We start from the raw sequence: 13,086 nt of genomic DNA, 5'->3' as shown, positions 1-13,086 counted from the left end.
TTACTTACTTTCCAATGACGGGCGGGAGGGGGACCCTCCGGGCAGCGCCGCGGACTCAGTATCCCTTGGGCAGCACCTTTCCCCTGAAGAATTCCGGCCGGATCTTGTACATGACCAGCATGAGCACCACGCCCAGCAGGATCACGCCCATGCCCAGGATGAACACCAGGCCGATCCCGCCGACGGAGGATCCGGAGCCGTACGCCGGGTCCATGGAGTCGTACGCGGTCTTGAAGAACATCACCAGCAGGATCACGCCGCCCAGGAGCGGTGACAGGAACTTGAAGAAGAACGCCCGGGCTCCGCTGAATGCCTCGGCCCGGAAGAACCAGACGCAGGCCAGGGCGGTGATGCCGTAGTAGAAGCAGATCATCATGCCGAGTGCCGTGATGGTGTCCCACAGGGCGTTCTCGGAGGTGGTCCGGGTGATGACGTAGAACGCGGCGGCGGCGATGGCTGCCGCAATGGTGGCGTAGCTCGGGGACTTGTACGTGGGGCTGATCCGGTCGAACTTGGAGGGCAGCGCCTTGTAGTGGCCCATGGCCAGCAGCGTCCGTGCCGGCGAGACGAACGTGGACTGCAGCGACGCGGCCGAGCTGCTGAGGATCGCGAGGGACATCAGGATAGCGAAGGGTCCCATGACCGGTCCGGCGAGGACGGCGAAGATGCTGCCCTGGTTCTCCGGGTTTCCGGCTCCCAGCCCTTCCTGCCCGACGCCGGCGTACGCCAGGGTGGACAGGGCGACGGTCATGTAGATGATCACGATGACGAGCACGGTGACGGTGGCGGCGCGGCCCGGGGTCTTCTCCGGGTTGCGGGTTTCCTCGTTCATGGTCAGCGTGACGTCCCAGCCCCAGTAGATGAAGATGGAGAGCGAGACGCCGGCGGCGAAGGCCGAGAAGGATTCGACCGCAAACGGGTTGAACCACTCCGGGGTGATTGCGGTGGCATCGAATGCCGTGCCGTTGGCGACGTGGCTGAATGCCGCGACGGCGAACCAGCCGAGCACCAGGAGCTGGAACGCCACCAGCACGTACTGCACGCCTTTGGTGGTTTCCATGCCGCGGTAGGAGATCCAGCAGGCCAGTGCGATGAACACCAGCGTGGTGGCGATGTTGAGCGGGAGGTTCAGCGTCAGGTCGGCCAGCTCCGGGTTGCCGAACAGCTGGGCCAGCATGAGGTAGAAGAAGTCCACCGCCACGGCCGCCAGGTTGGAAAGCACAATGATCGTCGCCGCGATCAGCCCCCAGCCGCCCATCCAGCCGATCCAGGGGCCGAACGCCCGCGAGGCCCAGGTGAAGGAGGTGCCGGCGTCGGGCATCGCGTTGTTCAGTTCGCGGTAGCCGAACGCGACCAGCAGCATCGGGATGAAGCCCACCAGGAAGATGGCCGGCAGCTGGACCCCGACCTCGGACACAGTGGGGCCCAGGGCGGCGGTCAGGGTGTAGGCGGGGGCAATGCAGGACACGCCGATCACGACGGCGCCGATCAGGCCCACCGATCCGGCCTTGAGGCCCTTGGCGCTCAGTCCTGCGTGTGTGTCGTGAGAGGTCTTGGCCGCCACGTGTTCAGTGCTCATTGTCGTGCCTCTCGGGAGGTGTCATTCGAGGTTGTATCGTTCTGGTGCTTGAGTTCGTAACCGCTGGGGACCACGAGCATCGGCACGGGCAGGGCGCGCAGGATCCGGTTGGCGGTGCTGCCCAGGAAGGTGGACCGGCCCTGAGCGAGGCGGCTGGAGCCGATCACAAGGACCTCGCCGTCCTCCCACTCGAGGCCGTCCACGGCTTCTTCGATGCTCCGGCCCTGTGCGACCACGACGTCCGTCTTGGCCACCAGTTCGACGCCGGCGTGGTTGACGGGCGCGGCAGCCCCGACGGTTTTCTCCGCGTATTCGCGGGCGGCCTCTGCAGCGTCGGCGGCGCTCTCGCCGTCGAGGGCGAGCAGGGACACCACCCGCAGCGGGACTTTCCGGTTCGCCGCCATGCCGATGGCGAAATCCAGCAACTTCTCGGCGCCCGCCCTGGTTCCGAGACCGCAGCTGATCCGGGTCAGCGCGTCCTTGCGGTGGTAGCCGTGGGGTGCCAGCGCCACGGGAACCGTGGAGGCGTGGAGCAGGGCGCTGGCCACGGAACCGATGGTGAACCGCTTGAACAGGCCGGTGTTGCTTGCCCCGATGACCAGCACGTCCGCCCCGAACTCCTCGGCCGCATCGATCAGGGCCTGCGCGTCGGAGTCGCCGCTGCGGATATGGGCCTCGGCCGGGACGTCGGCGGGAACGAGGGCGAGGGCCTCGTCGAGCCACGCGCGGGCCTGCTCGTTCAGGAGGTTCTCGAAACCGGCCTTGGGCGCGTGGGCGGCGCCGAACTGCTGGACTTCGGGGACCACCAGCACGAGGTCCAGGCTGGCGCCGCGGCCTCGTGCCATGGCTACGGCCAGATTGACGGCATCATGGCCTCTGGCATTGGCTGAGTACCCCACTACGTAACGCATCTGGCCGATCCTTTCTGAGCTGCTGGGCGGGTTGGTGGGTGGCTAGTTGGACGCCACGGAGGTGCGGTCTGCCGCCGCGACGATCTGGGCCGCCGTGTGGCGCCCCATCCGGACCGCGCCGTCAACGTGCTGGTAGCCTTCCGCTGCCAGGTCGGAGGAGGACCAGTAGATGGGGCCCACCGGGGCCAGCTGGTCTTTCCCGTAGCGGTGCAGGCCGCCGAGGTCATAGCTGGCGGCGTAGGCGCCGCGGGTCCACTCTTCGGAGCCCCAGTCCGACTCGTAGTAGACCTCCGGCTCAAGGGCTTTGTCCCCCAGGAATTCGGCGATCGATTCGAGGATGGCGCGGCGGCGTTCCTCGGCACTGAGTTCGAACATGGCATCGGCCTTCTCATCCGAGACGAAGCCGACCAGGGTGCCGCGGGGATCCTCGTGGTTGGTGTTGTCGTAGACCTCCTGGACCAGGGCCCCGGCGCCGAAGCAGGTTCCGGAGAGTCCGTCCTCGCGCCAGAACGGGGTGCTGTAGACCGCGTGGACCTTGATGACCAGGCCAAGGGACTGGTGCTGGTGCATCTGGTGCTGCCGGCGCGGCAGCGGCGGGTTGAAGGAGACCCGGGAGTACAGGTTCGGCGGCACAGCCATGATGGCGTAGCGGGCCGTCACTGTGGCGCGCTCCGAGACGGCGGTGACCCCTCCGCCGTCGGACGCCTCACCCCAGTGGATGGTGCGCACCGGGCTGCCCAGCACGACGTCGTCGCCCAGGTCCGCGGCGAGCAGCAGGGAGACCTGCTGCATACCGCCGATGACGCGCTTGTCGAGGATGAAGTCCTCATCGGTCAGGTGCGAGAAGGATCCGGCCGAAGCGGCCATCAGCACCGCCTGCAGGGCGGAGAAGGCGTGGGCGGGTTTGGTCAGCATGCCGCCGGCAATAAAGAGGCCGATGTTGTTGCATGCCTCCTCATCCGAGGAGTTCTGGCGCAGCCAGTGGTGGAACGAGATGGTGTCCAGCTCGCGGGCCTTGGGGTGGGCCCACGGCTCGGTGGGGCCGATCTCCGCGGCGAGGGCGTCCAGCAGGGCGGTGAGCTTGTCCATTTCCGCCTTGGTGGTTTCGCTGACCGGGAAGGTGTCGCCCGTGTAGCGGGTGCGCTTGCCGTCGGCTCCGATGTAGACGGATTCGCCGTCGCGGTAGCGGGAGTAGGTGGTGAGGCCAAGTTCATCGAGGAGCGCCAGGAGTTCGGTCTGGTCCGGGGAAACCCACTGGCCGCCGATCTCCAGCATGGCCCCGTCCACGGTGTCGGTCCAGGTCCGGCCGCCGACGCGATCGCGTGCCTCCAGGACGGCGACGCTCAGGCCCGCCTTCTTCAGTTCGCGGGCGGCGGTCAGCCCGGCAGGGCCTGCTCCGACGATGACGACGTCGCGGTCAAGTTCCAGCATGATGTCCTCTCCGTGACCGCCCAAGGTGATGCTGGCCACTAAATGAATGCCGTTCATTTAGGATTGACTATAGACCTTTCCGGGCCATCAGGGAAGACCCCCGGAGCAACAAATTTCCCCGGCAAAAGTGGCCGTAAAGTGGGGGCACAATGGGAGCACCCAGGACAGCGACAGCAGAAAGGCCCTGCAATGCCGGCATTACCCAGCGCCCCTGCAGAACCCCACCGCCAGGACGCCAGGCCGCGCCGCCGGGTGGGCCGGCCGGCGGCAGCCGTCCTTGACCAGGACGGCATCACGGCGGCGGCGCTGCAGCTCATCGGCAAGAGCGGCTACGAGGGGTTCACCATGGCCGCACTGGCCCGGACGCTGAACGTGGCGCCGTCGGCACTGTACAACCACGTCGCGTCCAAACGGGACGTGTTGGTCCTGGTCCAGGACCATCTGACGTCCTTCGTTGATGTCTCTGCTTTCGACGCCGAGCCATGGGACCGGGCCGTGCGCAGCTGGGCGTGGAGCTACCGCGACGTGTTCTCCAAGCACACCCCGCTGATCACCGTGATCGCTGTGCTTCCCGTGGCGGACGCGCCCAAAACACTGGCCATGTATGAGGCCGTCAGCGCCGGGTTCAGCCGGGCGGGTTTCCCGCAGGGGCGGATCGTCTCCGCGATCGTGGCGCTGGAGTCCTTTATCTTCGGATCCGCCTACGACGTCACGGCACCGGCGGACATTTTCGACTCCGGCAGCATGGCGGAGTCGACGCCCAATTTCACCGCGGCGGTCTCGCATCAGGACCTGGAGGGCTACGCCAAGCCCGCCGACGTCGCCTTCAACCTCGGCCTGGAGGCCATGATTGCTGCCTTCGGGGCGCTCCGCGGTTAAACGTCCCAAGTGCAACGCGGGGTCACTCCGCGCCCATAATTCCCCCTGGGATGGGCGCGGAGTGACCCCGCGTTGGGGCCGGTTAAACGAAAGAACCCCGATCCGAAGACCGGGGTTCTTTCATTTGCGTGCGCGAGGGGGGATTTGAACCCCCACGCCCTTTCGGACACTGGCACCTGAAGCCAGCGCGTCTGCCGTTCCGCCACTCGCGCGCAACTTCTTCCACGTTTCCCCGTCCGGAATCCGGCCGTGAACCTCGTAAAAGCAGCGAGATCAAGCATAACGGACGATTGCGGGAAAACACTAATCGGCCCTCCGGACGGTTCCGGACTGCGCCCCACCAGGCAGGCAGGAACCCCCCTCCGCCAGCCGGAGCGGCCCGACGTCACTGCACGTCAGAGCCGCCCCGGCGCACATTTCCGGCACGGAGGAACGACGCGCATTAAGGCCATTCCCAGACTCGCCCAGTAGTATCTGATGTAGGAGTGCCCGCTACCGGCGGGCTCCCGCAGATGTGGGAAACCGAGTTCCGGAACGAATGCTGCCTGCGCAGCCGTCACGAAAGGAGAAGGACCATGGGATTGCTGGACAAAGTCGAGCGCGGCATCGAAAAGGCCGTCCGCGGAGTCTTCTCCACCGGTTCTCGTGCCCAGGTTGAGCCGGTTGAGATTGCAAGCCACCTCCGCCGCGAGGTGGACAATAAGGCCCTCACCATCGCTGCCGGCAGGACCCTCGCACCCAACGTCTTCGACGTCCTCCTCAGTGATGACGACTTCCAGCGGGCGCAGGAATGGGGCACTCCCCTCGCCGAAGAATTGTGTGACGTGGTGATCAACCACGTGCGCAGCCAGGGCTACACGCTCCAGGGCCCCGTCCGGATCAGTTTCCGCCGGGACGAGGAGCGCCGCGCCGGGGACTTCGACATCAAGTCCCGGACCGAAAAGTCCCCCTCCTCCGGCCCCGCGCAGCCCGCACCCGGCATGCCTGCCGCGCCGACGCGCCAACCCTCCCGGATGCAACCGGTTCTCGACATCGACGGCCAGCGGTACTCCCTGAACGCGCCGTCGATCGTCCTTGGGCGCTCGTCCGAAGCAGACATCCTCATTGATGACACCGGCGTTTCCCGCCGCCACCTGGAAATCCGCACCGGCCCGGGTCCAGCCCAGGCCGTCGATCTCGGTTCCACGAACGGCAGCTACGTCAACGGCCACAAGGTCGAGGGCGCCTCGGAACTCACCGACGGCTCCACGATCACTATGGGACGGACCAAGATCATTTACCGCCTTTTGCCCGCCAGCCCAGGCGGCCGCCAGTGAGCGAACTGACCATTACCGCCCTGCGCTTCGGCTTCCTGCTGCTCCTCTGGGTGCTCATCTTCAGCATCGTGGCGGCCATGCGCCGCGACCTGATGATCGGCCGCAAGGCCGCAGCCGGCGCCCCCACGGCCCGGCAGGTGCGGAAGAACCCGTCCCTCGCCGAATCCCCGGCCCCCGTCAAGCAGCAACCGCGCCAGCTGGTGGTCATCGAGGGCCCGCTCAAGGGCACCACCATTCCGCTGGCAGCCAGCCCCATCCTCCTTGGCCGCGCCCAGGAAGCCACCCTGGTGCTGGAGGACGACTATGCCTCGGGACGCCACGCCCGCCTCTTCCCGCAGGGCAGCCGCTGGTTCATCGAGGATCTGGGCTCGACCAACGGCACCTATCTGGCCGATCAGCAGCTCACCAGGGCCCTGCCTGTTGAACTCGGCGTCCCCGTGAGGATCGGCAAGACGGTCATCGAATTGAGGCCGTAGCCGTGACCGCCCCGGATCGCCCCGCAGACAGGGCCGAAGGCACCACGGCTGCCCCGCTGCGGCCGCTCATCATGCGCTTCGCCGCGCGCTCCGACGTCGGGCGTGTGCGCGCGAAGAACGACGACTCGGCGTACGTCGGCCGCCACCTCGCCGTCGTCGCCGACGGCATGGGCGGGCATGCGGGAGGCGACGTCGCCTCGGCCGCCACGGTGCTCGACATGATCCATCTGGACAAGGACGACTACGACGGCGACGCGGGCACCGTTCTGGCGGACGAAATCCAGACCGCCAATTCGCTCCTCTCCGAACTGGTGCACACGAACCCCAAGCTGGCGGGCATGGGAACCACGGTCACGGCGCTCCTCCTCGCGGAGGGAAAACTGCACTTTGCCCACATCGGCGACTCCCGCGCGTACCGCCTGCGGAACGGTGAATTCGAGCAGGTCAGCGTCGATCACACGTTCGTCCAGCGCCTCATCGATGAAGGCCGCCTCCGGCCGGAAGAAGCGGAGACCCATCCGCACAAGAATGTCCTGATGCGCGTCCTCGGCGACGTCGATGCCAGCCCTGAACTGGACCTCCAGACCCTGGACGTGGAACCCGGCGAGCGGTGGCTGCTGTGCTCCGACGGCCTGAACTACGTGGCCGGCCATGTGGTGGAGCGCACGGTCCGGGAAACAAAGAGCCTGCGCGAGTGCGTCGAACTGCTGGTCGACCTCACCCTCGAGGCCGGTGCTCCCGACAACGTCACCATCGTGATGCTTGAGATCGCCGAACCGACCACGGACGATGTCCGCACCGCCGCCGTCGAGATTGTCCCGCCCACGACGGCGTCCCCGGCCGCTGCAGCCGTGTCCGCGAACGCCGCCCGGCCGGCCGGAAGCACGTTCGGAGCTGCAAAGCCTGCCGGGGCGCCCCGGCAGGGCCCGCTCGACGGGGAAAAACCAGGCACCGCCGCCAGCGCAGGCTCCGCCGCCAAGGGCACCGCGGCCGAGCCGGCTGCGGATACCGCGGCCGCGGCGACTGACGGTAACTCCGCCGGCGCAGGAGAGCCTGCCACCTCCACGGATCCGCACCTCGGTGAGCACCTTTCCGCCGAGGTCCTCCGCGAGGAACTCGCCGGACGCCCCCATGAGCTGGTCGGCGCCGCCGCCACTGCCGCGGAAACCGGGTCCATCCCCACCATCGCTGGACGCACCATGGCCCGCCGGGCAGCCACCGTACTGACCCATAAATCGGAACAGGCCAAGGACGAGACCGAGGAGTACAAACCCGCCGGCCGGCCGCGCCGCTGGGTGACGATCTCCATCGCCGCGGCCATCGTGGGTTTTCTCACCCTCGGACTGTGGCTCGGCTACGCCTGGACCCAGACGCGCTACTACATCGGGGAGCACAACCAGCACGTGGCTATTTTCAACGGGGTCTCCCAGCGCCTGGGTCCCCTCCAGCTTTCCACCCTTGAAGCGGAGACCGATATCCGGATGTCGGACCTGCCCGAGTTCTCGCAGCAGCGCGTGCGCCAGACGGTACCGGCAACGGACCTCTACGACGCCCAGCGGATCGTCAAGAACCTCGAACGCACCGGCACCACCGCTCCCGCAGACGAGTGCATCACGCCGTCTGCGACCCCGACGCCGACCCCGGATGCGTCCGCCCCGGCGGCTCCGGCGGCAACCGCCACTCCGGATGCCTCGGCCAGCCCCGGTGCCGCCGGCACGGCCACGCCGTCACCCACGGCCCCGATATGCGAGGTGGGCCAGTGACCCCCATAGATCCCACGCCAAGGCCGCGGCGGAACGTCGAACTGGTCCTGCTGGTGCTGGCCCTCGCGGTCGGTATCGGCGCCAACGCCCTGGTGGGCGTCGACAAGCAGAAAGCGTTCGATACCGACTTCTGGTTCCAGTCGAGCCTGCTTGCCGTCGCCGCCCTGGCGTTCCACCTGGTGCTGCGCCTCCGCGCCAAATATGCCGATCCGGTAATACTTCCGCTGGTGGTGGCCCTCAACGGCCTCGGTCTCGCGATGATCCACCGGCTGGACCGGGTCGGAGAGGACACCGGCAACAACCAGCTGCGCTGGACGCTGGTAGCCATGGCGGTCTCGATTGCCGTCATCTGGTTCCTCAAAGACCACCGGATCCTGCGGCGCTTTACCTACATTTCCCTGGCCGTCAGCGCAGGCCTGCTGATCCTCCCGCTGGTTCCCGGCATCTCAGCCGGTGAGATCCTCGGCGCCCGCGTGTGGATCAGGTTCGGATCCATGACCTTCCAGCCCGGCGAAATCGCCAAGATCACGCTCGCCATATTCTTTGCCGGGTATCTTTCCTCGAACCGGGATCTCATCCTGCTCGCGGGCCGGAAGGTCGGCCCCATCCAGTTCCCCCGGTTCAAGGACATGGGCCCCATGCTCGCCGCATGGCTGGTCAGCATCGGTGTGCTGATCTTCCAGCGCGACCTGGGCTCCTCGATCCTGTTCTTCGGCCTGTTCCTGGTCATGATCTACGTCGCCACCAGCCGCATCAGCTGGGTCATCATCGGCGTCGGGCTCATCGCCGCCGGCGGTTTCGTGGCCTCCCGCGTGTTCTCCCACGTCGCCCTGCGGATTGACGGCTGGATCAACGCATTCACCGACGAGGTCTACGGCCGCGAGTTCGGCGGCAGCCTGCAGATCGTCGAGGGCCTGTTCGGCATGGCCAACGGCGGGCTTGTGGGCACCGGGCTCGGGCAGGGCCGGCCCAACCTGGTCCCCTTCGCCAACAGCGACATGATCATCGCGTCCTTCGGCGAGGAACTCGGCCTGATCGGGCTCTTCGCCATCGTCCTGATGTACCTGCTCCTCTTCACCCGGGGCTTCCGCGCCGCGCTCGGCACCCGGGACGCCTTCGGCAAGCTGCTCGCCACCGGGCTCTCCTTCGCCGTTGCGCTGCAGTGCTTCGTCGTGATCGGCGGCGTCACCCGGCTCATTCCCCTCACCGGCCTCACCACTCCGTTCCTGGCTGCGGGCGGCTCGTCGCTGCTGGCCAACTGGATAATCGTCGGACTGCTGCTGATGATCTCGCACACGGCACGTGGCCCGGTGGATACCACCCCGCTGGCACCCGGCGAAGAACCCGACGCACAGAAAGTCAGTCCTGCCATGCCTTCCAAACCGGCTGCCAAGCCCGGCAGCGGACGGAACAGTCCGGACGCTCCCACCGAGGCGGTAAAGCTGTGAACCAAGCCATCCGGAATGCCTGGATTGCCGCGATCGCCATGTTCGTGCTCATCTTCGGCGCCCTCAGCTACGTTCAGGTGGTGGGTGCGGACGATCTGCAAGCCAACGCGTGGAACAAGCGCACGCTCCTGCAGAACTACTGCAACGACCGAGGCGCGATCATCGTCGGCGGCACCCCGGTGGCTGAGTCAGTCCCTGCCGACGAGAGCTGCAAGTTCCAGCGCACCTACGCGCAGCCTGAACCGTATGCGGGCATCACCGGCTACTTCTCCCGAAGCTTCGGCGTGACGGGACTGGAGAAGTCGATGAACAAGGAGCTGGAGGGCAGCTCCGACCAGCAGTTCCTGGACCGCGTGGGTCAGCTCTTCCTGGGCAACCAGCCCAAGGGTGCCTCCGTGGAGCTCACCCTGGACCCGGAGATCCAGCAGCTCGCGTATGACCTCATCCCGGACGGCCAGCGCGGCTCCATCGTCGTGACCAACCCGAAGACCGGCGCGGTCATTGCCATGGTTTCCAAGCCCTCGTACGACCCCAACCTGATCGCCACGCAGGACCCGGCGGCCGAGGCCGCCAACTTCGCGGAACTGAACAAGGTCCCCGGGATCAACCTGAACCAGAACGTCAGCGGACCCACCGGGGAGCTGCTGGCCCCAGGGTCGGTGTTCAAACTCATTGACACCTCCGCGGCGCTGAAGTCGGGGAAGTACAACAAGGACAGCGTCCTGCCCAACCCGGCGGAAATGACCTTCCCGGGCATCCAGTACACACTCCCCAACTACGCCGGCGGCAACTGCTACACCCGCGACACGGCGTCGTTCGCTTTCGCCCTGCAGCAGTCCTGCAATACGCCGTTCGCCAGCATCGCCCTGGATCTGGGCCAGCAGGCCATTGCGGATGAGGCGGAGAAGTTCGGCTTCGGGCAGGAATTTGGCGACCAGCTGAAGCTGGACTCCGCACCGAGTTTCTTCCCGGGCGAAGACACCGAGGAACTGGATGACGCCAGCCTCGCCCAGTCGTCAATCGGCCAGCGCGACGTCCGGGCGACGCCGCTGCAGATCAACCAGATGACGGCCGCCATCGCCAACGGCGGGGTGCAGATGCAGCCCAACCTGATCAAGGCCGTGCGCTCCCCGGATCTCCGTCCCATCAGCGAACCGAAGCCCCAGGCCCTGCGGACCTCCACCACGCCGGAGATTGCCCGGCAGATCAACGAGTGGATGGTCAGCGTCGTCGATGACGGGATCGCCAGCAAGGCGGCAGTCCGGGGCGTCAAAGTGGCCGGCAAGACCGGCACGGCTGAACTCGGAAACGGTCTGAACAATTCATGGTTTACCGGGTTTGCCCCGGCGAATGACCCGCAGGTGGCTGTCACGATCGTCATGGAAGGCGTGGACATCACCACCGGCGCAAAGCTAACCAGTCCGAACGCGAAGAAGATTTTTGAGGCGGTGTTGAACAAGTGAGGCCTTCATCAGGAATCACCCTCGGCGGCAGGTTCCAGCTGACCACGCGAATTGCGATCGGCGGCATGGGAGAAGTCTGGAAAGCCAAAGACCTGATCCTTGGCCGCATCGTCGCCATCAAGGTGCTCAAGGAGGAGTACACCGGCGATCCCGGCTTCCTCCAGCGGTTCCGCGCCGAGGCACGCCACACCGCGCTCCTCAACCACGTGGGCATTGCCAACGTCTTCGACTACGGCGAGGAGGAAGGCTCCGCCTACCTGGTCATGGAGCTGGTGCCGGGCCAGCCGCTGAGCAGCATCATCGAGCACGAGCAGGTGCTCTCGCCGGACCGCACCCTGTCCATGATCGCCCAGACAGCGCGCGCGCTCTCCGTGGCCCATGCCCAGGGCCTGGTGCACCGCGACATCAAACCGGGCAACCTGCTGATCACCCCGGACGGCCGCGTCAAGGTCACCGATTTTGGCATCGCCCGGCTGGCGGACCAGGTTCCGCTGACCCAGACCGGGCAGGTGATGGGCACCGCCCAGTACCTGGCCCCGGAGCAGGCCACGGGCCAGGTCGCCACCGGCGCGTCAGACATCTACGCCCTCGGGGTGATCGGTTACGAATGCCTCACCGGCCACCGCCCGTTCTCCGGCGAATCGCAGATCGCGATCGCGCTGGCCCAGGTCAACGATGCCCCGCCGCCGCTGCCCGAAACCCTGCCCAAGCCGGTGCGTGCGCTGCTGATGTCCATGCTCGCCAAGGACCCCAAGAACCGCCCGGCCGACGCGCTCAAGCTGTCCGAAGCCGCCGAAGCCATCCGGAACGGTGACATCGCCAAGGCGCACGCCGCCGTTCCGGGCATGCTCCTCTTCGAGGCGGCCACCGGCCCCATCACGGCGCCGGTAGACCTCCCGACGGCGGCGACCGGCGTCATCGGCACCGCAGACCGGACGACGTCGGCCACCTCGGCACTGCCGGTGGTGGGCGCTGCCGGCGCAGGGGCCGCGGCAGGAGTCGCTGCCGGCGCAGCCGCCGCCAGTGCGTACGGTGCCCGCAACACCCTCTCGCGCGCCGATGCCCTCGCCGCGGAACGGAACTGGGTCCCAGAAGATGATGATGACGACTATGACGAGCCCGTCGAGGAGCCGAAACGCCGCGGCCGCAGCCCGTGGACCTGGCCGCTCATTGCCCTGATCCTGCTGGTGCTGTTCTCGCTGGTGGGCGTCATGCTGACCCAGGCGGGAATCCTCTTCCCGGAGACGCCGGCCAGCAGCAGCGCCGCTGCCACCACCACCAGCGCCACACCGACCACCACCAGCGCCTCGCCCACTTCGTCGAGTCCCAGCCCCACCACCAGCTCCGCAGCGCCCACCCAGTCCACGCCTGCCGCGATCAACGTGATTCCGGAGAGCTACCTGGGGCGGCAGTACAACGAGGTCCGCAGCGAACTGGGCGCACTGGGACTGACTGTGGACGGTGCCGAGGTCTTCGACGATTCCGCTCCCGGTACCGTCGTCGACATTAATCCGTCCGGGCGGGTCCAGCCCGGTACCACCATTACGGTGAGCTATTCCAAGGGCCCGGAAACCGTTACGGTCCCGACGCTCCAGTCCGGGGCGAGCGAGGCCGCGGTCCAGCAGGCCATCCAGAACGCCGGCCTGCGCTGGGCGAAGGGGGCCGACGTCAACCCGACCAGCAAGGACGAAAAAGCGGGCACCTTCGTAAGCTCCGAGCCGGCGTCCGGCAGCAAGGTACCGGCCGGTTCCGTCGTGACCTACCACTTGGCGAAGGCCCCGGCCGCAACGTCCACCCCGAGTCCCACGGGAACGTAGCCC

10 protein-coding genes and 1 tRNA gene are annotated in these 13,086 nt (G+C 67.0%); 7 read left to right on the top strand and 4 right to left on the bottom strand.

What is annotated here, in order from left to right; genetic code table 11:
* Positions 1-55: 55 nt before the first annotated feature.
* The 3 genes from ACTWQD_RS01165 to ACTWQD_RS01155 are packed head-to-tail and all read right to left on the bottom strand — an operon-like array spanning position 56 to position 3,921.
* Complete coding sequence (locus ACTWQD_RS01165) at positions 56-1,579, bottom strand: APC family permease (protein WP_443194370.1); 1,524 nt, start codon at positions 1,577-1,579, stop codon at positions 56-58.
* Positions 1,576-2,490, bottom strand: coding sequence for a universal stress protein (locus tag ACTWQD_RS01160; RefSeq protein WP_443194369.1), 915 nt, complete (start codon positions 2,488-2,490; stop codon positions 1,576-1,578). Before ACTWQD_RS01160 ends, ACTWQD_RS01165 begins: the two co-directional genes overlap by 4 nt.
* Positions 2,491-2,532: 42 nt before the next feature.
* Positions 2,533-3,921 carry a flavin monoamine oxidase family protein gene (locus ACTWQD_RS01155; protein WP_443194896.1) on the bottom strand — a complete coding sequence of 463 codons (1,389 nt, stop codon included), beginning with the start codon at positions 3,919-3,921 and terminating at the stop codon, positions 2,533-2,535.
* 189 nt (positions 3,922-4,110) lie between these two features.
* On the opposite strand from ACTWQD_RS01155, the gene ACTWQD_RS01150 reads away from it, so the two are divergent.
* Positions 4,111-4,800, top strand: coding sequence for a TetR/AcrR family transcriptional regulator (locus ACTWQD_RS01150; RefSeq protein ID WP_443194368.1), 690 nt, complete (start codon positions 4,111-4,113; stop codon positions 4,798-4,800).
* 129 nt (positions 4,801-4,929) lie between these two features.
* Here ACTWQD_RS01150 and ACTWQD_RS01145 read toward each other — a convergent pair.
* Positions 4,930-5,012 (bottom strand) — tRNA-Leu (locus ACTWQD_RS01145).
* 363 nt (positions 5,013-5,375) lie between these two features.
* Here ACTWQD_RS01145 and ACTWQD_RS01140 point away from each other — a divergent pair.
* From ACTWQD_RS01140 to ACTWQD_RS01115, 6 genes are read left to right on the top strand one after another with little or no spacing between them, the layout of a single operon-like run.
* A complete protein-coding gene (locus ACTWQD_RS01140; protein ID WP_443194367.1) occupies positions 5,376-6,116 on the top strand; it encodes an FhaA domain-containing protein in 741 nt (246 codons plus the stop codon).
* Entirely contained in the window at positions 6,113-6,592 is a 480-nt protein-coding gene (locus tag ACTWQD_RS01135; protein WP_066432206.1) for an FHA domain-containing protein FhaB/FipA, read from the top strand. The genes ACTWQD_RS01140 and ACTWQD_RS01135 overlap by 4 nt, the downstream gene beginning before the upstream one ends.
* Before the next feature lie 2 nt (positions 6,593-6,594).
* Entirely contained in the window at positions 6,595-8,355 is a 1,761-nt protein-coding gene (locus ACTWQD_RS01130) for a PP2C family protein-serine/threonine phosphatase (RefSeq protein ID WP_443194366.1), read from the top strand.
* Positions 8,352-9,803: an FtsW/RodA/SpoVE family cell cycle protein gene (locus tag ACTWQD_RS01125; protein WP_443194365.1), complete on the top strand. Its 1,452-nt coding sequence runs from the start codon at positions 8,352-8,354 to the stop codon at positions 9,801-9,803. Before ACTWQD_RS01130 ends, ACTWQD_RS01125 begins: the two co-directional genes overlap by 4 nt.
* On the top strand, positions 9,800-11,266 hold the full coding sequence (locus ACTWQD_RS01120) for a peptidoglycan D,D-transpeptidase FtsI family protein (RefSeq protein WP_443194364.1): 1,467 nt from the start codon (positions 9,800-9,802) through the stop codon (positions 11,264-11,266). Before ACTWQD_RS01125 ends, ACTWQD_RS01120 begins: the two co-directional genes overlap by 4 nt.
* On the top strand, positions 11,263-13,083 hold the full coding sequence (locus ACTWQD_RS01115) for a protein kinase domain-containing protein (protein WP_443194363.1): 1,821 nt from the start codon (positions 11,263-11,265) through the stop codon (positions 13,081-13,083). The genes ACTWQD_RS01120 and ACTWQD_RS01115 overlap by 4 nt, the downstream gene beginning before the upstream one ends.
* The last annotated feature ends 3 nt before the right edge of the window (positions 13,084-13,086 follow it).

Origin of the sequence: Pseudarthrobacter sp. 1C304 (genome assembly GCF_052245515.1) — a bacterium.
Taxonomy (GTDB): Bacteria; Actinomycetota; Actinomycetes; order Actinomycetales; family Micrococcaceae; genus Arthrobacter.
The sequence above is the reverse complement of the archived record's forward strand: the minus strand, read 5'-3'. Positions and strand labels throughout refer to the sequence as shown.

What these genes read in the sequence shown, in the direction of transcription:
- ACTWQD_RS01165 (WP_443194370.1), bottom strand. Translation starts at nt 1,579, where the DNA reads ATGAGCACTGAACACGTGGCGGCCAAGACCTCTCACGACACACACGCA.
- ACTWQD_RS01150 (WP_443194368.1), top strand. Translation starts at nt 4,111, where the DNA reads ATGCCGGCATTACCCAGCGCCCCTGCAGAACCCCACCGCCAGGACGCC.
- ACTWQD_RS01155 (WP_443194896.1), bottom strand. Translation starts at nt 3,921, where the DNA reads ATGCTGGAACTTGACCGCGACGTCGTCATCGTCGGAGCAGGCCCTGCC.
- ACTWQD_RS01140 (WP_443194367.1), top strand. Translation starts at nt 5,376, where the DNA reads ATGGGATTGCTGGACAAAGTCGAGCGCGGCATCGAAAAGGCCGTCCGC.
- ACTWQD_RS01160 (WP_443194369.1), bottom strand. Translation starts at nt 2,490, where the DNA reads ATGCGTTACGTAGTGGGGTACTCAGCCAATGCCAGAGGCCATGATGCC.